We start from the raw sequence: 17,898 nt of genomic DNA, 5'->3' as shown, positions 1-17,898 counted from the left end.
ATGACGGACCACATAGCACGTCTCGACCACGTCGTCCTCTGGGTGCGCGACCCGCTCGCCGCCGCCGACTTCTACGAGAAGGCCGTCGGCATGGAGGCCGTCAGGCTCGCTGAATTCGCGGCTGGTGAGGTGCCGTTCCCGTCCGTGCGGGTCAACGACGAGACCATCCTCGATCTCATGCCGCTGAGCTTCGCGGAGCGCATGACGATGCTGCCCGGCTCCGCCGACAGTGCGGGGCACCCGGTCAACCACGTCTGTCTGTCGCTGCCGTGCGGCGACTTCGACGCCCTCCTGAGCCGGCTGGCGCACCACTCCGTACCGATGTCCGACCTCGCGCACGGCTCCTTCGGAGCCCGGGGCAAAGCCACACGCAGCTTCTACTTCCGCGATCCGGACGGCAACGTCTTCGAGGCCAGGCACTACGACTGACCAGGCCCGGCACTACGGCTGACCCGGACAGGCAGCATGACGACCCCGGGCGGCCCGGCCCGGCGACTGGCGGGGCTGCGGGGCGCCGTATCAGAAGAGCGGCTCGGGAAGCACCCCTTCGAGGGCGAGCAGCCTCCGCTTGGTCTCCAGGCCGCCGCCGAAGCCACCGATGCCGCCGCCGCTCTCGACGACCCGGTGACAGGGCACCACCACCGGCAGTGGATTGGCGCCCATCGCCATACCCACGGCCTGGGCGGCGCCCGGCCTGCCGACCCGCCCGGCCAGGTCGCCGTACCCGACGACCGTGCCGAACGGCACGCCCGAGGCCAGTTCACGCAGGACCTTCCGGTTGAAGCCGGAGATCAGCGACCAGTCGAGCGGCAGGTCGAAGTCGCGTCGCTCACCCGCGAAGTAGGCCTCGACCTGACGTATCGCCTCGGCCAGCAGCGGGGAACCGGGCGCCTCGACGGGCTCGGTGCCGAGCCGCGACGCCAGCCGTTCGACCGCCCGGTCCCGCACCGGGTCCGTGGCGTGGAACACGACGTTGACGAGGCCGCCCGGGCTCGCGGCCAGCAGCAACGGCCCGATCCCGCTCTCGACGACCGCCCACACGATCCGCGGCTCGACCTGCCCTCGGCTGTCCATGCGCCCCACAGTAGGACCCGCCACTGACAACGCCGCCCGCCCGGCTTCCGGGATCAGCCGCCCACGGCCTTCCGCACCACATCCGGCCTGTTCGTGATGATCCCGTCGACCCCGTACCCGGCGATTCGTCGGGCCGTCCTGGCGTCGTCGACCGTCCAGGCGAAGACCTCCAGCCGGCTGCCGTGCGGTCCGTCGAACGCCTGCACCGAGGACACGTACGCCGGGGAGAGCGAACTGTACGAGGGGTTGATCTGGTCGGCGAACTCGGCGACGTCGAGCAGGTCCGACACCGGCGGAGTCCCCAGGAGGCCCGTCTTCACGCCGGGTTTCAGCTCGTGCACGGTCCGCACGCTGTCCGCGCTGAAGCTCTGCACGATCAGCCGGCCCTTCAGATGCGACCGGTCGAGCCATCCCTCGTTGCTGAGGACCTTCAGCGTCTGCCGCTCGATGCCCGGATACAGCTCCGGATTCTTGATCTCCAGGAGAAGCTTCTGGTGATGCCGCTCCAAACGGTGCACGAACTGCTCCAGCGTCGGCACGCGCGCGCCCGCGTACGCGGGTCCGAACCAGCTGCCCGCGTCCAGCCGGGCGATCTCCGCGGCGGTGAAGTCCTTCACCTTCCACGGAGACCGGCCAGGGAAGACCTCCTCGGCGTCGGTGGTACGCCGCAGGTTGTCGTCGTGAAGAACGACCAGCTCGCCGTCCCTGGTCCGCTGCACGTCGTTCTCCACCCAGCGGACGCCCATTTCCGCTGCTCTGTCCACGGCGGCCAGGGTGTTCTCGGGCGCGTACGCGGAGGCCCCCCGGTGTGCGATGACCAGCGGCGACGTGCTGAATTCCGCAGCCTGTGCGGGGGCGGCGGGGAACAACAGTGCGGCGGTCCCCAGGAGCGCGGTGGTAGAGGCGGCAACAGCGCGCGCGTGCATGCGTACTCCTCGCGACGAGCGATCGGCGACATCACAGACAGCACAACTGTGACAGCAGAGGGTCAACGCGAGATGGGTACAGGATGGCCACACGTTGAACGGAGATGACCCAACTCCGCTCACTGGTACCGCACAACTGCGGCAGGGGCGTGTTTCTTTGCCGGAAAGTCGTTCGACCATTCCGGTGGGGGTCATACTCTCTGCGTCAACCCTGACCGCTCGTGCGGTCCTGGGAGGGGGCGCACATCAGGAATTGCGGGACGTACACGGGCGGGAAGGGCAGCCGCGCATGCAGGGCACGATCGACGGATTCAGCTATGGCCTGGTCACACCCTTCGTGGCCTACTTGATGGCCTGCCTCGGTGGTGCCCTGGGGCTGCGCTGCACCACGCGGTCGATGCTCGTCACCCACTCATGGCGCCCAGGCTGGCTCGCCCTCGGCTCCGCAGCCATCGGCTCCGGCATATGGACCATGCACTTCGTCGCGATGATCGGCTTCACGGTCCGCGGGACCCCGATCCACTACGACAAGGCGATGACCTTCGCGAGCCTGGCCGTCGCGATCGTCATGGTGGGTGTCGGGATCTTCATCGTCGGCTACAAGGGAGCCCGCGGCGCGGCCCTGTTCACCGGCGGCACCATCACGGGCCTCGGCATCGCGTCGATGCACTACCTCGGCATGGCCAGCATGAGCCTGGACGGAAAACTGGAGTACGACATCGTCACCGTCGGCATCTCCGTCGCCATCGCCATGGGCGCGGCAACCGCCGCCCTGTGGGCCGCCGGCCAGGTCAGAGGCTTCCTGTGGAGCGTGGGCGCCGGCCTCGTCATGGGCCTCGCCGTCAGCGGCATGCACTACACCGGCATGGCCGCCCTCAGCGTCCATCTGCACGGCACGGCCGAACCCACTTCGGGAGAGTCGCCCGCGGCCCTGCTGGCGCCCATGCTGATCGGCCCGCTCGCCTTCCTGCTCCTCGCGGGCGTCGTCGTGATGTTCGACCCGCTGATGGTCATGGGAAAACCCACCGTCGCCCCCGTCGAGCACAAGCCCGGCATCCCCGCCCACACCCACGTCCACCACGCCGCCCACCGCCTGCGGTTCCGCCCCCGCCGCACCGTGGAGCACCGGGGGCCCCGCACCCCCCAGAACCGCTGATCAGAGCCCGTTGTCAGTGCGGGGTCGTACGGTGGATCCCATGCGGCCCGTTTCAAAGATCGAACGCACGGTGGCGCCCTTCGAGGTCGTCAGCCCCTACCAGCCCAACGGCGACCAGCCGACGGCCATCGCCGACCTCGCCCGGCGTATCGAGGCGGGGGAGAAGGACGTCGTGCTGCTCGGCGCGACCGGCACCGGCAAGTCCGCCACCACCGCGTGGATGATCGAGAAGCTCCAGCGCCCCACGCTCGTGATGGCGCCGAACAAGACGCTGGCCGCCCAGCTGGCGAACGAGTTCCGCGAGCTGCTCCCGAACAACGCCGTCGAGTACTTCGTCTCGTACTACGACTACTACCAGCCCGAGGCGTACGTCCCGCAGTCGGACACCTACATCGAGAAGGACTCCTCGATCAACGAGGAGGTGGAGCGCCTGCGCCACTCCGCGACCAACTCGCTGCTCACCCGCCGTGACGTCGTCGTGGTCGCCTCGGTCTCCTGCATCTACGGCCTCGGCACCCCGCAGGAGTATGTGGACCGCATGGTCTCCCTCCGCGTCGGCGAGGAGATCGACCGCGACGAGCTGCTGCGCCGCTTCGTGGACATCCAGTACACGCGTAACGACATGGCCTTCACCCGCGGCACCTTCCGCGTCCGCGGCGACACCATCGAGATCTTCCCGGTCTACGAGGAGCTGGCCGTCCGCATCGAGATGTTCGGCGACGAGATCGAGGCGCTGTCCACCCTGCACCCGCTCACCGGCGAGATCATCAGTGACGACGAGCACCTCTACGTCTTCCCCGCCTCCCACTACGTCGCGGGCCCCGAGCGCCTGGAGCGGGCGGTCAACGACATCGAGAAGGAGCTGGCCGAGCGCCTCGCGGAGCTGGAGAAGCAGGGCAAGCTGCTGGAGGCCCAGCGCCTGCGCATGCGGACCACGTACGACATCGAGATGCTCCGCCAGATCGGCAGCTGCTCCGGCGTCGAGAACTACTCGATGCACTTCGACGGCCGCCTGCCCGGCTCCCCGCCCAACACCCTGCTGGACTACTTCCCGGACGACTTCCTCCTCGTCATCGACGAGTCCCATGTCACCGTCCCGCAGATCGGCGCCATGTACGAGGGCGACGCCTCCCGCAAGCGCACCCTCGTCGACCACGGCTTCCGGCTGCCCTCCGCCCTGGACAACCGCCCTCTGAAGTGGGAGGAGTTCCAGGAGCGCATCGGCCAGACGGTCTACCTGTCGGCCACCCCGGGCAAATACGAGATGTCCCGCTCGGACGGCTACGTCGAGCAGATCATCCGCCCCACCGGCCTCGTCGACCCGGAAGTCGTCGTCAAGCCCACCGAGGGCCAGATCGACGACCTGGTGCACGAGATCCGGCAGCGCACCGAGAAGGACGAGCGCGTCCTGGTCACCACGCTCACCAAGAAGATGGCCGAGGACCTCACGGACTACTTCCTGGAGCTGGGCATCCAGGTGCGCTACCTGCACAGTGACGTCGACACACTGCGCCGGGTCGAGCTGCTGCGCGAACTGCGCGCCGGTGAGTACGACGTGCTGGTCGGCATCAACCTCCTGCGCGAGGGCCTCGACCTGCCCGAGGTGTCCCTGGTGGCGATCCTGGACGCCGACAAGGAGGGCTTCCTGCGCTCCGGCACGTCCCTGATCCAGACCATCGGCCGCGCCGCGCGCAATGTGTCCGGCCAGGTCCACATGTACGCCGACAAGATCACTCCGGCGATGGAGAAGGCGATCGACGAGACCAACCGGCGCCGCGAGAAGCAGGTCGCGTACAACACGGAACGGGGCATCGACCCCCAGCCGCTCCGCAAGAAGATCAACGACATCGTCTCCCAGATCGCCCGCGAGGACCTCGACACCGAGCAGCTGCTCGGCTCGGGCTACCGCAAGGCGAAGAAGGACGGCGGGGGGACCAAGGCGCCCGTGCCCACCCTCGGCAAGGCCGGGACGGCCAAGTCCGCGAAGGGCAAGGCCAAGGAGACGGTGCCGACCGACCGCCCCGCGGCCGAACTGGCCGGGCAGATCGAGGAGCTCACCGCGCGGATGCGGGCGGCCGCCGCGGAGCTCCAGTTCGAGATCGCGGCCCGGCTGCGCGACGAGGTCTCCGAGATGAAGAAGGAGCTGCGCCAGATGAAGGAGGCAGGCCTGGCCTGACAGCGCGCCGCGTACGCGCAGTGTTGCAAGACCGACACAAAGTGCGGAGCGGGGTACGTCGCTGTCAGTGCCCCTGCGTAGGGTTCTGGTCAACCGCGACGACGCGGCAACAGGGGACGTTCGAGAGGGGAATCAGCGCGTGACCGTCAACATGACCAAAGGTCAGGCCATCAGTCTGCAGAAGAACGACGGTGGCAGTCTGACCGCGGTTCGCATGGGTCTCGGCTGGCAGGCGGCTCCCCGGCGCGGCCTGTTCGGCTCGCGCACGCGGGAAATCGACCTCGACGCCTCCGCCGTCCTGTTCGCGGACAAGCAGCCGGTCGACGTCGTCTTCTTCCGCCACCTGGTGAGCGACGACGGCTCGGTGCGCCACACCGGGGACAACCTCGTCGGCGGTGTCGGCCAGGGCGGCGACGACGAGGCGATCCTCGTCGACCTCGGGCGGGTCCCGGTCCACATCGACCAGATCGTCTTCACCGTGAACTCCTTCACGGGCCAGACCTTCCAGGAGGTGCAGAACGCCTTCTGCCGCCTGGTCGACGAGACCAACGGCCAGGAGCTCGCCCGCTACACGCTCGCCGGGGGTGGCCAGTACACGGCCCAGATCATGGCCAAGGTCCACCGCACGGGTCCGGGCTGGACGATGACGGCCCTGGGCAACCCGGCCAACGGCCGTACCTTCCAGGACCTGATGCCGACGATCCTGCCGGTGCTCTGAGCGCACCCGGGCCGCCGCACCCGGACCGCTGCAGCCGGACCGCTGCAGCCGGACCGGGGGCCTGGACCGCCGAACCCGGACCGGCGGGCCCGGAGCGCCGAACCCGGACCGGCGGGCCCGGCGAGCAGTACCCGACTCCACACAACGACACATGGGGGACGAAGGCGATGACGGCCGAGCTGGTGCGGGGGCAGAACCACCCGCTCTCCCAGGCCCGTCTCGAGATCCGGATCTCGGCCGGTACGCCGATCGTGGCCGTGGCCGCGCTCGGCGACGAGAACGGCCGGATCCACGGCGCGGAGTGGGTGGCCCACCCGGGCGCACCCACCCAGCCGGGTCTCGAGGTTCCCCGGCAGGCCGCCGCCGACCATCGTCTCGCGGTGGACCTGGACGCCGTGCCGGAGGCCGTCCACCGGGTGAGCGTGCTGCTCGCCCTGCCCGCCGGGGGGACGGGGCCGGTCCGTTTCGGCGCGGTGGCGGCCCCCTTCGTCGCCGTCACCGGCCTCGACGGCGGCGAGATCGCCAGCTACACCATCACCGATCTGGAGGCCGAGTCGGCCGTCGTCGCCCTGGAGCTCTACCGCCGGCAGGGCGCCTGGAAGGTGCGCGCCGTCGGCCAGGGCTACGCGGGAGGCCTCGCCGAACTCCTCACCGACCAGGAGCTGCCGCAGGCCCACCAGCTCGCCCGCAGCATCAACGACGCGGTGTCCCAGGGGCTGGCCCGCTCGGTGCAGGCGCCCCCGCCGCGCACGGCGGACGGCGACCGCTCCCGGCAGGCGGCGGCTCCCGCCCTCGGCCCGGACCAGGCCGGTACCGCCCCTCAGCCGGCTCCCGTGCCGCCGATGCCGCCGTACGGCGGTCGGACACCCGGCGGTCCCGGGCAGCCCGCCCCGCAACAGCCGTCGTATCCCGGCTCCGCGCCGGATCATGACGCCGTCACCCAGCCGTCCGCGCCCACGTCCGGCGGCCCCATCGACTACAGCCACCCGCGCCGCCAGAACGCCGCGCCGCCCCCGCCGCCGACCGTGCCCCCGGCCGAACCCGGGCAGCCCGCACGGCCCGTCGCGGGCGACGCGACCGGCTGGTCGATGGAGGAGCGGCTTTACAACCAGGTGTGGGGCATGTTCGAGGACCTGGCCCGCACCACCGCCGCCTACCGCAGCGCTGCCGACTTCGCCGAGTCACGCATGGACACGGAGCTGGAGCAGGTCCTCTCCGACCCGCGCAGCCGGATCGGTGGGCAGGGCGACGCCGCCCGCGAGGCGGCCCGGGCCCGGTACGCCCAGCTCGTCGCCCAGGCCCAGGAGGCCCTCGACCGGGACCTCGCGCAGCTCGCTGCCGAGGCCGACGTCGTCGAACCGGCACTGCCACCCGCGTACGCCCGCTGGGACAGCCCGGCGTGGCACGCCTATCGGGTGCCGATGGAGATCCCCATGGCCCTGCGCCTGGGCGACCTCCACCTCCCCGAGGCCGACCGGATCCGCATCCCGATGCTGGTCCGGCTGCCGCTGGAGCGCGGCCTGTGGATCGACAGCGGATCTGCCGGATCGTCCGACGGTTCGTTCACCGACTCCCACGCCATGAGCCGTCTCGCCCTGGAGACGGCGGTCGCGCACGCGGCTCGGCTGCTCGCCGTGTACCCGGCGGGCGAGTTCACCGTCCACGTCATCGACCCGGCCGGCTCGGGGGCACAGCCGCTGGCGCCCCTCGTGCGGACCGGTGTGCTCGCGGCACCGCCCGCGCTCGGCGCCGCCGGGGTGGCGGACGTGCTGGGCCGGCTCACCCAGCGGGTCGACCTGGTGCAGATGGCGGTCCGGGGCGGCGCCGCCGACTCCCTGCCGCCCGGGTTCGACACCTCCCAGCAGCTTGTGATCGTCAACGACTTCCCGCACGGTTTCGACGACCGGGCCGTCAATCAGCTGCGCTACCTCGCCGACGAGGGCCCCGCCTTCGGCGTCCACCTGATGATGGTGGCCGACCGTGAGCAGTCCTCCGGATACGGGCCTTTGCTCGCCCCGCTGTGGCGTTCGCTGTTGCGACTGACGCCGGTGGCCGACGACCACCTCGCCGACCCGTGGGTCGGTCACGCCTGGACGTACGAGCCGTCGCTCGTGCCGCCCGGCAGCCTGATCCTCCAACAGGTGCTCTCCCAGGTGGCCACCGCCCGCACCAAGTTCTCGTAAAGCGCCCTGAGCAGGGGTTTTGGCCTTTCTTTTGCCAAGCGCTTTACCTGTTCTTGGTGTTTAGGCTACTGTTGACGGCACGGAGGGGAGTACTCCCTGTCTGCTGCGGCGTACCCGTCAATACGGATCAGGCCAGATCCCGGGGCGTCGGCCCGTCTCTGGGTGGAAGAGACCTCCGGCAGCGACGACGCTGACATTTGCCGTTACGACTGCCGGAGGCGCAGTGGATGTTTCCATGACCCTATGGGTCCTGACGATCGTGGGCCTCGCGGCCCTTATCGCGGTCGACTTCTTCATCGGCCGCAAGCCGCACGACGTTTCGATCAAGGAAGCCGGGATCTGGACGGTCGTCTGGATCGTCCTGGCCGCGCTCTTCGGCTTCGGCCTGCTCCTGTTCGCCGGTGGCCAGCCCGCCGGTGAGTTCTTCGCCGGCTTCATCACCGAGAAGTCGCTCAGCGTCGACAACCTCTTCGTCTTCGTCCTGATCATGGCGAAGTTCGCGGTGCCGTCGCAGTACCAGCAGCGTGTGCTGCTGATCGGTGTCCTCATCGCCCTGGTCCTGCGAGCGATCTTCATCGCGGCCGGTGCGGCGATCCTCGCCAGCTTCGCCTGGGTGTTCTACATCTTCGGCGCGTTCCTCATCTACACCGCCTGGAAGCTCATCCAGGAGGCCCGGGCGGACGAGGACGACGAGGACTGGGAGGAGAACAAGCTGCTCAAGGCCGCCGAGCGCCGCTTCGGTGTGGCCGACCGGTACCACGGCACCAAGCTGTGGATCCAGGAGAACGGCAAGCGGGTCATGACCCCGATGCTGGTCGTGATGCTGGCCATCGGCACCACCGACGTGCTCTTCGCCCTCGACTCCATCCCCGCGATCTTCGGCCTGACGCAGGACCCGTACATCGTCTTCACGGCCAACGCGTTCGCCCTGATGGGTCTGCGCCAGCTGTACTTCCTCATCGGCGGCCTGCTCAGGAAGCTGGTCCACCTCAGCTACGGACTGTCGATCATCCTGGGCTTCATCGGCGTCAAGCTGGTGCTGCACGCGCTGCACGAGTCCGGGGTGCACGTCCCGGAGATCAGCATTCCGGTCTCGCTCGGCGTGATCTGCGCAGTCCTGATCGTCACCACGATCACCAGCCTGCGAGCTTCCAAGAAGCAGGCGGCGGCCGAGGCGGCGCAGGGGAAGAGCGACGGCGTCACCAAGGACAGCATCGACGTCTGACCTCGTCCGGCCATATCGGATCCAGGTGAAGCATGCTCAGGAGCGGTGCTCGGCGAATTGCCGACCACCGCTCCTGGTGCTTGCTTGTTCCTGGGTGCGTTCCCTCCACCGGGGACGCCGAGTCCGGCTGGAGGCACCATGAAATTCGTGCAGATCATCGACTTCGAGACCGATCGCCTGGAGGAGATGCGGCAGATGATCGAGGAGGCCGGGCAACGCTCCGCCGGCCGGCCGGGCGGCCCCACCCACAGCATGCTCCTGAAGGACCGGGACCGCCCCAACCGCTATCTCGCGCTCATCGAGTTCGCATCGTTCGAGGAGGCCATGCGTAACAGTGACGATCCCGGAACCAGCCGGATGGCGGAGCGACTGGACGCCCTCTCCCTCAACGAGCGGGTGTTCACCAACTGCGACCTCGTGGACGCCCGTGACCTCGAGTAGCACCGCGGCACAGGCCCAGGGGCATCACGCGACCGCACTGCGGGGCCTCTTCGCGTCTGCGACGATCACGGCATGACCGCTCGGCGCAGGCCGCTCACGGCGCAGTGGACGACTCTGGTTCCCCTGCTCGCGGCCGTTCTGTTGGTCTTCACCTGGGGGCGTGATCTGCCGGCGGGAATCGTCGTGCTGGTGACGCTGGTCCTAGCGGGCGCCGTCCTGGCCGCAGTGCATCACGCCGAAGTGGTGGCCCACCGGGTCGGCGAACCGTTCGGGTCCCTCGTGCTCGCCGTCGCCGTCACGATCATCGAGGTCGCCCTCATCGTGACCCTGATGATCGACGGCGGGGACAAGAGCGCGACACTGGCCCGGGACACAGTCTTCGCGGCCGTGATGATCACATGCAACGGCATCGTCGGCGTGTGCCTACTGGTCGCCTCACTGCGGCACGGCACAGCCGTGTTCAACCCCGAAGGCACCGGCGCCGCACTCGCGACCGTCGCAACCCTCGCCACTCTCAGCCTGGTCCTGCCGACCTTCACCACCAGCAAGCCGGGGCCGGAGTTCTCCACCGTCCAGCTGACCTTCGCGGCGCTCTCCTCACTCGTCCTGTACGGCCTGTTCGTCACGACCCAGACCCGGCGCCACCGGGACTACTTCCTGCCGATCACCCGGCACGGCGAGGTGATCACCGACGAGGAGCACGCCGAGGCGCCGACCGCCCGTACCGCCCTGACCAGTCTGGGACTGCTGGGCCTCGCCCTGGTCGGCGTGGTCGGTCTGGCCAAGGGCGTTTCGCCGACCATCGAGTCGGGGGTGCAGGCAGCCGGACTGCCCCAGGCCGTGGTCGGCGTGATCATCGCGCTGCTGGTGCTGCTCCCGGAGACCATCGCCGCGCTGCGCTCCGCCCGCCGCGACCGGGTGCAGACCAGCCTCAACCTCGCCCTCGGCTCGGCCATGGCCAGCATCGGTCTGACCATCCCCGCCGTCGCCCTCGCCTCGGTATGGCTCTCCGGTCCTCTGGTGCTCGGCCTGGGCGCCACCCACATGGTGCTGCTCGCCCTGACCGTGGTGGTCGCCTCGCTGACCGTGGTGCCGGGCCGGGCCACACCGCTCCAGGGCGGGGTCCATCTGGTGCTGTTCGCGGCGTACCTGGAGCTGGCGATCAACCCGTAGGCCCGCGCAAACGCTCACGCACGTGTGTGCGCGCAGCCGGCGTGGCACGAGCACACCCGGCCGGTGTGGCAGGAGCACACATGGCCGCCCCGACACCGGCATGCCCAGCCGCCGCGACACGCGGGAGGCTCGGGGCGCTCAGTACGTGACCGTGATGCGCAGGGCGGGTCCGTCCACGCGCACGGTGCCGCCGTACGGGCACCAGCTGCGGATCGGTGTGCCCGAGGTCCACGTCGAAGACGATCGTGGTGTCGGGGGCATAGGTCCGCATGGCGCGCAGGACGGCCTCCCGCTGGTCGGCCGCGAAACGAGCGGCATCCTCATGGGTGTTGGGCCGCTCGAAGGACCATGTCTTCGGCCGGCCCATCAGCAGGGCCGGGAAGCGCCCCAGCAGCCCGCGTTCGCCCATGCTCCGCAGAGTGGAGAAGACCTCCGTGGCACTCGGCATGCCCTCCGAGGTCTCCAGGAGCAGCACGCCGCCGTCGTACTCCGACAGATCGTGTGCGATCTCCCGGTCGGCCATCAGTAGCCGGCCGACGATCTCCAGGCAGCCGCCCCAGGTGCGGCCCTCGATGACACGTCGGTCCGCGCACCGTGATGAACCGGCCTGCGGCACCAGGGCGAGGTCGGTCCGCGCACTGTGATGACCGGCCTGCGGCATCAGGGCGAGGTCGTTGCGCGCACCGTGATAAACCGGCTGTGAGCGGCGGTCCGCCACGGGCCGCGCGACCCTGAACGGACCGGAGGAACCGTGCCCCGCACCCTGGCCCACGCCCCGATCATGATCCTCAATGGGCCCAACCTGAACCTCCTCGGCCAGCGTCAGCCGGAGATCTACGGCTCCGACACCCTCGCCGACGTCGAGGCCCTGTGCGCCAAGGCGGCGGCCGCGCACGGCGGATCCGTCGACTTCCGCCAGTCCAACCACGAGGGCGAGTTGGTCGACTGGATCCAGGAGGCGCGGTTGAACCACTGCGGCATCGTGATCAACCCCGGTGCCTACTCGCACACCTCCGTCGCCATCCTGGACGCCCTCAACACCTGTGACGGCCTGCCGGTGCTGGAGGTCCACATCTCCAACATCCACCAGCGCGAGGCGTTCCGGCACCACTCGTACGTCTCGCTGCGTGCCGACGGGGTCATCGCGGGCTGCGGCGTGCAGGGGTACGTGTTCGGTGTGGAGCGTGTCGCGGCGCTGGCTGGGGCGGGCAAGGCGGACGCGTGAGCCGTCGCCGGTAAGGCCCGCCTGCCTGGGCGGGTGCCCCTTACAGCCCTGCTCTTGCGGTGCCGCGATCCAGCGTCAGGCCGCCCTCCAGGCCCTGGTGCCGGGGCCGCCGGCCGAGGGCGGGGAACGACAGGCCGGCGGCCCATCCGCCCAGGAGCCGTCATCCTGCGCGGGGCTGGTATCAGTTGACTGCGCAACTAGGTTCGCGGGGAGCGCGTGTGCGACACCGGCGTGTGTGAACGATTCACACGGGGTGCGTGCGCGGCTCGCCCCTCAGCGCGACGGCGCCCCGCGCGCAACGCCAAGGCGCCCCGCAGGTGCAACGCGACGACGCCTCGCGAGCCCTTCACCACCCGCGCAGCCACCCACCGCGCCGTGCCCGTACCTCACGCCCGTGCCTCACAGCCCCCGGCGCGCGCCTCACCATCCGCGCGCGTGCCACTCCGGCAGGTGCGGGCGCTCCGCGCCCAGGCTCGTGTCGTTGCCGTGCCCCGGGTAGACCCAGGTCTCGTCCGGGAGGGCGCCGAAGATCTTGGTCTCGACGTCGTGGAGGAGACTGGCGAAAGCCATCGGGTCTTTGTTTCGGTTGCCCACACCGCCGGGGAACCCGATGTCGCCGGAGAAGGTCGCGCTGTCGAACCAGCGCCCTGGAAGGCCACGGAACCGACCTCGGGCGTCGCCCTGGAAGGTTGCCGAATCGAACCTGAACAGCTGTCGTGTCTCCGACCAGAGTGCCCGACTCTCCCGGTAGGGCCTGGTGTTGGCGCCTGGGTGAGCGCTCCTGAGCATGACCATGTCTCAAGCCTCCGGAGTGGAGTGCTGCTGTCACGGATTCTGGTGACGACAGCTCGTGGGCTGTCCGGGCACACGAGCTGCCGCATCTCCGTGCAAACGGTTTCAACACCTGTGCGTGAACCCTCCTGGCCGCTTCGGACAACAGGGGGTGGAATGCAATCCACTCCTACTGCACGAAGAAGCGAGGGCCTCGTGGGGGAGCCACCCACCGACGACGCGCTGGTCATCCAGGAATCCCTGGAGCGGCCGGAGATATTCGCCAGGCTTTACGACAGACACGCCGCCGAGATCCACTGGTATGTGATGCGCCGGCTGGGCGACAGCCACGCCGACGACATCACGGCGCAGACCTTCCTCATCGCATTCCGCAACCGCGCCCGCTACGACGTCGCGCGCGCCAGTGCCCGGCCATGGCTCTACGGCATCGCGGGCAACCTCATCGGCAGCCACCGCCGCTCCGAGGTGCGGGCGCTGCGGGCGCTGGCCCGTACCGGCGTCGACCCGGTGGCCGAGTCCTGGTCGGAACGGGCCGACGAGCGGGTGACGGCCGAGGCCTCGCAGCAGGCGCTGGCCGGGGCGATCGCGGCCTTGCCCGGGAAGGACCGGCATGTGCTGCTGCTGGTCGCCTGGGCGGACCTCACCTACCAGGAGTGTGCCGACGCCCTCGGGGTGCCGGTCGGCACGGTCCGCTCCCGGTTGAACCGGGCGCGGCGCAAGATGCGGAAGGCGCTCGGCGCCGACCCCACCCTCGTAAGCGACCACAACGAGGCGGTAACCCATGGATGACATGACCAAGCTGCACGAGTGGCGCGCCGATGCGCCGACGCCGGACCGGGCGCGGTTGGTTCCCGGCCGCCAGAAGCTGCTGGGAGCAGCGCAGCAGGGCTCTGCCCGCAGGATGCGGCTGGATTGGCGCGTGACGGCTGCGGGAGGTGCCGCGACGGTGATCACCATCGCGGTGATGGTGGCCATGCTCGTCGGTGGCGGTGGACCCGAGCGCGGCGTGCAGCCTGCCGGCCCCGACCTGACGTCCGCGACGGCACTCCTGGGGCAGGCGGCGGAAGTGGTGTCGCAGCAGCCGGATCTGCATCCGCGCGACGGCCAGTGGGTCTACCTGAAGACCGCGCAGTGCCGATCCGGAGCGTCGGACGCGGCGCCCGATGCCAAGCCCGAGGTGAGCGAGGAGTGGGTCCAGTACGACAGCCCCGTGAGGGAGGACGACAAGGACGGCGACACCGAGCCCTCGCAGCGGCGGCTGTATCGTCTGCTCGCCTCGCTGCCGGACGATCCCGCCGAGATCCGGAAGCAGGCGGCGGACATGTTCCCCATGGGCAAGGACACCGGCTTGACGCGTGAGCAGGTCGAGACCTTCGCGCTCCTGGCGACCCTCGACGAGGCCTATCCCGTGCATCCGCAGGGGATGGCCAAGCTGTACCGGGCCCTCGCCGCGGACCCCCGAATCGAGGTGGTGCCGCACCTGGTGAAGGACCCCATGGGGCATGACGCCATCGCCATATACCCGGACCTGGGCAGCAAGGCCGTTCAGCGCCGGGAGTACCTCCTCGACCCCGACACCTTCCAGTACCAGGGAACCCAGTCGGTCGCGGTGCGCGACTACGAGGAGAAGTATGAGGACGGCTCGTCGGCCGGGCGCTCGTACAAGAAGGGCGAGGTCACATTCTGCGAGATGAAGATGACCCAGTCCCTCGTCGACCGTGACGGTGAGAAGCCCTGAACCGACCGGGCGGCAGTGGCCCAGTGCTCGTGAGCCTTGCGCGGGCCGACCCGGCGGCGCCGAGCGGCACAGCCGCTGCGCAGAGGCGGAGGGGCCGCCTGGCCCGGCCCGCTCCGCCATCGCGAGCTCGCTGACCGGGCTGAAACCCTGGCGGCAGTCAGACACCTGCTCGTTGTTCTGGTCTTTGTCCAACGCGCCGTCATGGAGCGGCGGCCCATGGTCACCAGCGCGTGCGGCCCGCCGTGGACGGGCCGCTGTGTTGGTGGGTGTATGGGGGGCGTTCCCCTGCGTTCATGGGCGGCGGGCCACGGCGCTGGGATCCGCTCCAGGTCTCGGTTGGTGCTGAATGAGACGGGAGCGTCCCCGACGGCCACTTCGCCTCCGTGCAGCAGGCCGGGCTGACCGTGGCCACAGCGGTGACCCTGGGCTCGGGTCCGGTACTGGTCACCATCGGAGCCCGGCTCACACTGGGCGAGCGCAGCGGCGCCGCCGGAACCGTCGCGGTGGCGAGCGGCGTCGCCGGTCTGGTGCTGCTGATGGGGGGGTGCGGACGGGAGCATCGGCCCCGCTCCCCTCCTGGGTATCGGATACGCGCTGCTCTCCGCCGCCGGCTACGCGGGCGTGACGTTGCTGGGCCGCTTCGCCGGCCGAGAGAACGCGGTGGCGCGTTCGAGTCCACGGTGACCGGCTTCGCGGTGGGCACGGTGTGCCTTCTGCCGACGGCTCTGCTGGACGGCCTCCTGCCCGACATGGAGCGTCCGGCATGGACCGCGGGCCTGATCCTCTACCTGGGGGCCGTGCCGACGGCGCTGGCGTACCCGTTGTTCGGCCTCTGCGTCTTACGGGTGACCACGGCCTCCGTCGTCGCCTCGGTGGAACCGCTCACCGCGGCGGTCGTCGGCAGCCTGGTCTTCGGCGACCGGCTCACCGCGATCGTTCTCACCGGCAGGGTTATTCTGCCGCTCGCCGTGCTGTTCCGCGCCGCCGACGAGCGGGTCGGCCGAGAGGCTTCCCGAAGGGCGCCGAGTGCTGACCACGGCCAGCGCACGTGGCCTCCGGCCATACGGGTCGGGGACTGACGTCGAAGTGCCATGCACAGGGCGAGCGATGGGCCAGCGGCTTCTCGTGATCGCGCAAACCGGTGCGGATGCGCTCTGCCTCTGCCGGGGTGAGGCTGGCGGCATGGCTTCCGCCCGTGTTCGTACCCGCCCGACGAGGACGGCGGGCGGCGGGCCGGAAGAGCGGGGCTACCACCAGGGAGACAACCATGACTATCCGTACCTACGTCTCGACGACTGTGCGGAACGACCGTGTCGACGACGTTCTCCACGCGCTGGAGGATGTGGATCCGGATGCGATCGTAGCCTCTGTCAACCGATCGGACGCTCCTGACGTCCCCGCCGGCGTATCGGTCTCGCTGACCGGCGATGTCCGTGAGGCGGTGAAGAAACAGCTCGATGTCATTCCCGATCTGGAGTGCGAGATTGACGTGCGGGACACCGCGGATCTGTGAGCCGGACATGCGGATGGCCCCCCGCCCGGTCTTGGTGACCAAGTGGGGGCCATCCATCTGTCCGCCCGCCGGCAGACCCGGAGCCGGAGCTCTGGACGCAACCGTCCGTGGAGCATGGCGCTCATCGAGCGCCGACGGGCCTGAACGCGCGTCGCCCCCTCTTCGGTTCGAAACGGGGGCGGTCGTCGTTGGACGGTTACCAGCCTCTTGCGCGCCACTCCGCGAGGTGGGGCCGCTCCGTGCCGATGGTGGTGTCGTTGCCGTGGCCGGGGTAGACCCACGTCTCGTCGGGAAGGACGTCGAAGACCTTGGTCTCCAGGCCATCCATGAGGGAGTTGAACTCTTCCGGACGTGTTGTCCTGCCGGGACCGCCGGGGAACAGGCAGTCCCCGGTGAACACGTGGGGATGCCCGTGCGGGTCGTCGTAGACGAGGGCGATCGAACCGGGCGTGTGCCCGACCAGGTGGCGTGCGGTGAGTTCCACGTGCCCCACCCGGATGGTGTCGCCGTCGTCGACCGGCACGTCGGTCCGTACGGGGATGCCCTCGGCGTCCTCCCGGCCCGCGTACGTGCGGGCACCGGTGGCCGCCACCACCTCGGCGAGCGCCTGCCAGTGGTCGCCGTGCCGGTGGGTGGTGACGACGGACGCGATGCCGTCGCCACCGATCATGCCGAGCAGTGTGTCCGCCGCGTTCGCGGCGTCGATCAGCAACTGCTCGTCCGTGGCCCGGCAGCGCAGCAGATAGGCGTTGTTGTTCATCGGACCCACCGCGATCTTGGTGATCATCAGGTCCTTGAGCTCGTGCACATCGGCCGGTCCGCCGACCGTCACCTCTCCGCTGTACGTCATGTCCGCCAGCCTATAGCGGCGGCAACGCCGGAAGCGGGCCGCCGGCCGAGGCGAGCGCGGATCCGTCGCGGCGGCCGGCGAGCCAGCCCAGGAGGTCGGCCGGAGGGCCGGTGACCGTCGCCTCGGGCCCCTGCCCGCCCGGCTGCCGTCCGGTGCTCCACGCGCGCGTACCGTCCGTGACCCGGGTGGCCGGTACGTCGGGGTGTCCGGCGAACCGGTCGGCGAGGAAGTCGATCTCCCGCTCGGTGAACTCCGCCGGCAGGTCCTCCAGCTCGTATCCGATTCCCAGGTCCACGTGGTGCAGTTCCACCTCCACCCACCGCCGGAACGGCACCCTGGACGCGGAGTCCGTGACGCCGTTGCGCAGCTCCACCGTGCGCGACCAGTCCGCGGGAGCGTCCCCGGTCTCCTGGAAGCGGGCCGAGCTCTCGCGCAGGTCGGCGAGCTGGACGTCGAGGGCGCGGGGGGCGTCCCGCTCGATGTCGGTGTCCCGGGCCTCGCCGGAGACGTACATGGGGCGCCCTTCGAGCACGTTCACGAGGGCGTCCGCGTTGCGCGCCAGGTGGGCCAGGACATGGCCACGGCTCCAGCCGGGCAGCCGTGACGGCTGCGTCACAGACGCGTTGTCCAGCTTGCCGACTGCGCTCAGCAGCCGCTCCGTCGCGTCCCGTACAGACGCCAGGTCATGAGCGTGATCAATCATGGTGC

Annotated in this window: 17 protein-coding genes and 2 pseudogenes; 13 read left to right on the top strand and 6 right to left on the bottom strand. The window is 69.9% G+C overall.

The annotated features are described in order from the left end of the window. Positions 1 to 429, top strand: a complete 429-nt coding sequence (locus ACFY9S_RS13975) for a VOC family protein (RefSeq protein WP_391127155.1) — start codon at positions 1 to 3, stop codon at positions 427 to 429. Between the two features lie 90 nt (positions 430 to 519). Here ACFY9S_RS13975 and ACFY9S_RS13970 read toward each other — a convergent pair whose 3' ends face one another. Together ACFY9S_RS13970 and ACFY9S_RS13965 are read right to left on the bottom strand one after the other, a co-directional pair. Continuing rightward, positions 520 to 1,074, bottom strand: a complete 555-nt coding sequence (locus tag ACFY9S_RS13970; RefSeq protein ID WP_391127152.1) for a methylated-DNA--[protein]-cysteine S-methyltransferase — start codon at positions 1,072 to 1,074, stop codon at positions 520 to 522. Between the two features lie 53 nt (positions 1,075 to 1,127). After that, positions 1,128 to 2,000 carry a glycerophosphodiester phosphodiesterase family protein gene (locus ACFY9S_RS13965; protein WP_391127149.1) on the bottom strand — a complete coding sequence of 291 codons (873 nt, stop codon included), beginning with the start codon at positions 1,998 to 2,000 and terminating at the stop codon, positions 1,128 to 1,130. A 289-nt stretch (positions 2,001 to 2,289) separates the two neighbouring features. Here ACFY9S_RS13965 and ACFY9S_RS13960 point away from each other — a divergent pair, with 289 nt between their 5' ends. The 7 genes from ACFY9S_RS13960 (at position 2,290) to ACFY9S_RS13930 (ending at position 11,072) form a co-directional block, all read left to right on the top strand. Then, positions 2,290 to 3,156 carry an MHYT domain-containing protein gene (locus tag ACFY9S_RS13960; RefSeq protein WP_391127146.1) on the top strand — a complete coding sequence of 289 codons (867 nt, stop codon included), beginning with the start codon at positions 2,290 to 2,292 and terminating at the stop codon, positions 3,154 to 3,156. Positions 3,157 to 3,196: 40 nt separating this feature from the next. Then, the gene (gene uvrB, locus ACFY9S_RS13955; protein WP_391127144.1) at positions 3,197 to 5,332 is read left to right on the top strand and encodes an excinuclease ABC subunit UvrB; all 2,136 of its coding nucleotides are present in this window, start codon (positions 3,197 to 3,199) and stop codon (positions 5,330 to 5,332) included. Positions 5,333 to 5,471: 139 nt separating this feature from the next. Further along, entirely contained in the window at positions 5,472 to 6,050 is a 579-nt protein-coding gene (locus ACFY9S_RS13950; RefSeq protein ID WP_102913714.1) for a TerD family protein, read from the top strand. Between the two features lie 167 nt (positions 6,051 to 6,217). Further along, a complete protein-coding gene (locus ACFY9S_RS13945; protein ID WP_391127140.1) occupies positions 6,218 to 8,233 on the top strand; it encodes a TerD family protein in 2,016 nt (671 codons plus the stop codon). 223 nt (positions 8,234 to 8,456) lie between these two features. Continuing rightward, the gene (locus ACFY9S_RS13940) at positions 8,457 to 9,458 is read left to right on the top strand and encodes a TerC/Alx family metal homeostasis membrane protein (protein ID WP_391127137.1); all 1,002 of its coding nucleotides are present in this window, start codon (positions 8,457 to 8,459) and stop codon (positions 9,456 to 9,458) included. Between the two features lie 138 nt (positions 9,459 to 9,596). Then, entirely contained in the window at positions 9,597 to 9,899 is a 303-nt protein-coding gene (locus ACFY9S_RS13935) for a hypothetical protein (protein ID WP_391127134.1), read from the top strand. Positions 9,900 to 9,971: 72 nt separating this feature from the next. Then, positions 9,972 to 11,072, top strand: coding sequence for a calcium:proton antiporter (locus ACFY9S_RS13930; RefSeq protein ID WP_102907454.1), 1,101 nt, complete (start codon positions 9,972 to 9,974; stop codon positions 11,070 to 11,072). A 138-nt stretch (positions 11,073 to 11,210) separates the two neighbouring features. Here ACFY9S_RS13930 and ACFY9S_RS13925 read toward each other — a convergent pair. Then, positions 11,211 to 11,652, bottom strand: a pseudogene (locus tag ACFY9S_RS13925) (LD-carboxypeptidase); the annotation flags it as partial. A gap of 171 nt (positions 11,653 to 11,823) precedes the next feature. Between ACFY9S_RS13925 and aroQ the strand changes: the two are divergent. Continuing rightward, positions 11,824 to 12,297 carry a type II 3-dehydroquinate dehydratase gene (gene aroQ / locus ACFY9S_RS13920; protein WP_391127131.1) on the top strand — a complete coding sequence of 158 codons (474 nt, stop codon included), beginning with the start codon at positions 11,824 to 11,826 and terminating at the stop codon, positions 12,295 to 12,297. Between the two features lie 420 nt (positions 12,298 to 12,717). On the opposite strand, the pseudogene ACFY9S_RS13915 reads toward aroQ, so the two are convergent. Further along, positions 12,718 to 12,921: pseudogene (locus ACFY9S_RS13915) on the bottom strand (MBL fold metallo-hydrolase); the annotation flags it as partial. A 363-nt stretch (positions 12,922 to 13,284) separates the two neighbouring features. On the opposite strand from ACFY9S_RS13915, the gene ACFY9S_RS13910 reads away from it, so the two are divergent. From ACFY9S_RS13910 to ACFY9S_RS13895, 4 genes are all read left to right on the top strand, one after another. After that, on the top strand, positions 13,285 to 13,878 hold the full coding sequence (locus ACFY9S_RS13910) for a sigma-70 family RNA polymerase sigma factor (protein WP_391127128.1): 594 nt from the start codon (positions 13,285 to 13,287) through the stop codon (positions 13,876 to 13,878). A gap of 1 nt (position 13,879) precedes the next feature. After that, the gene (locus tag ACFY9S_RS13905; RefSeq protein WP_391127125.1) at positions 13,880 to 14,827 is read left to right on the top strand and encodes a CU044_5270 family protein; all 948 of its coding nucleotides are present in this window, start codon (positions 13,880 to 13,882) and stop codon (positions 14,825 to 14,827) included. Positions 14,828 to 15,363: 536 nt separating this feature from the next. Beyond that, positions 15,364 to 15,906, top strand: coding sequence for an EamA family transporter (locus ACFY9S_RS13900; protein WP_391127665.1), 543 nt, complete (start codon positions 15,364 to 15,366; stop codon positions 15,904 to 15,906). 188 nt (positions 15,907 to 16,094) lie between these two features. Then, entirely contained in the window at positions 16,095 to 16,340 is a 246-nt protein-coding gene (locus tag ACFY9S_RS13895; protein WP_030967227.1) for a hypothetical protein, read from the top strand. Between the two features lie 196 nt (positions 16,341 to 16,536). Here the strand turns inward: ACFY9S_RS13895 and ACFY9S_RS13890 are convergent, their stop codons facing one another. Together ACFY9S_RS13890 and ACFY9S_RS13885 are read right to left on the bottom strand one after the other, a co-directional pair. Next, positions 16,537 to 17,190 carry an MBL fold metallo-hydrolase gene (locus ACFY9S_RS13890; protein ID WP_391127122.1) on the bottom strand — a complete coding sequence of 218 codons (654 nt, stop codon included), beginning with the start codon at positions 17,188 to 17,190 and terminating at the stop codon, positions 16,537 to 16,539. Between the two features lie 10 nt (positions 17,191 to 17,200). Beyond that, the gene (locus ACFY9S_RS13885) at positions 17,201 to 17,893 is read right to left on the bottom strand and encodes a maleylpyruvate isomerase family mycothiol-dependent enzyme (protein WP_391127119.1); all 693 of its coding nucleotides are present in this window, start codon (positions 17,891 to 17,893) and stop codon (positions 17,201 to 17,203) included. Positions 17,894 to 17,898: the final 5 nt, after the last annotated feature.

It is taken from the genome of Streptomyces sp. NPDC012474 (assembly GCF_042955185.1).
Taxonomy (GTDB): Bacteria; Actinomycetota; Actinomycetes; order Streptomycetales; family Streptomycetaceae; genus Streptomyces; species Streptomyces cahuitamycinicus.
The sequence above is the reverse complement of the archived record's forward strand: the minus strand, read 5'-3'. Positions and strand labels throughout refer to the sequence as shown.

Bases quoted from the DNA above. Each gene is read 5' to 3' on its own strand.
- ACFY9S_RS13905 (WP_391127125.1), top strand. From the start codon at position 13,880: ATGACCAAGCTGCACGAGTGGCGCGCCGATGCGCCGACGCCGGACCGG.
- ACFY9S_RS13935 (WP_391127134.1), top strand. From the start codon at position 9,597: ATGAAATTCGTGCAGATCATCGACTTCGAGACCGATCGCCTGGAGGAG.
- ACFY9S_RS13890 (WP_391127122.1), bottom strand. From the start codon at position 17,190: ATGACGTACAGCGGAGAGGTGACGGTCGGCGGACCGGCCGATGTGCAC.
- ACFY9S_RS13945 (WP_391127140.1), top strand. From the start codon at position 6,218: ATGACGGCCGAGCTGGTGCGGGGGCAGAACCACCCGCTCTCCCAGGCC.
- ACFY9S_RS13900 (WP_391127665.1), top strand. From the start codon at position 15,364: ATGGGGGGGTGCGGACGGGAGCATCGGCCCCGCTCCCCTCCTGGGTAT.
- uvrB (WP_391127144.1), top strand. From the start codon at position 3,197: ATGCGGCCCGTTTCAAAGATCGAACGCACGGTGGCGCCCTTCGAGGTC.
- ACFY9S_RS13960 (WP_391127146.1), top strand. From the start codon at position 2,290: ATGCAGGGCACGATCGACGGATTCAGCTATGGCCTGGTCACACCCTTC.
- ACFY9S_RS13965 (WP_391127149.1), bottom strand. From the start codon at position 2,000: ATGCACGCGCGCGCTGTTGCCGCCTCTACCACCGCGCTCCTGGGGACC.
- ACFY9S_RS13895 (WP_030967227.1), top strand. From the start codon at position 16,095: ATGACTATCCGTACCTACGTCTCGACGACTGTGCGGAACGACCGTGTC.
- ACFY9S_RS13885 (WP_391127119.1), bottom strand. From the start codon at position 17,893: ATGATTGATCACGCTCATGACCTGGCGTCTGTACGGGACGCGACGGAG.
- ACFY9S_RS13975 (WP_391127155.1), top strand. From the start codon at position 1: ATGACGGACCACATAGCACGTCTCGACCACGTCGTCCTCTGGGTGCGC.
- ACFY9S_RS13930 (WP_102907454.1), top strand. From the start codon at position 9,972: ATGACCGCTCGGCGCAGGCCGCTCACGGCGCAGTGGACGACTCTGGTT.
- ACFY9S_RS13970 (WP_391127152.1), bottom strand. From the start codon at position 1,074: ATGGACAGCCGAGGGCAGGTCGAGCCGCGGATCGTGTGGGCGGTCGTC.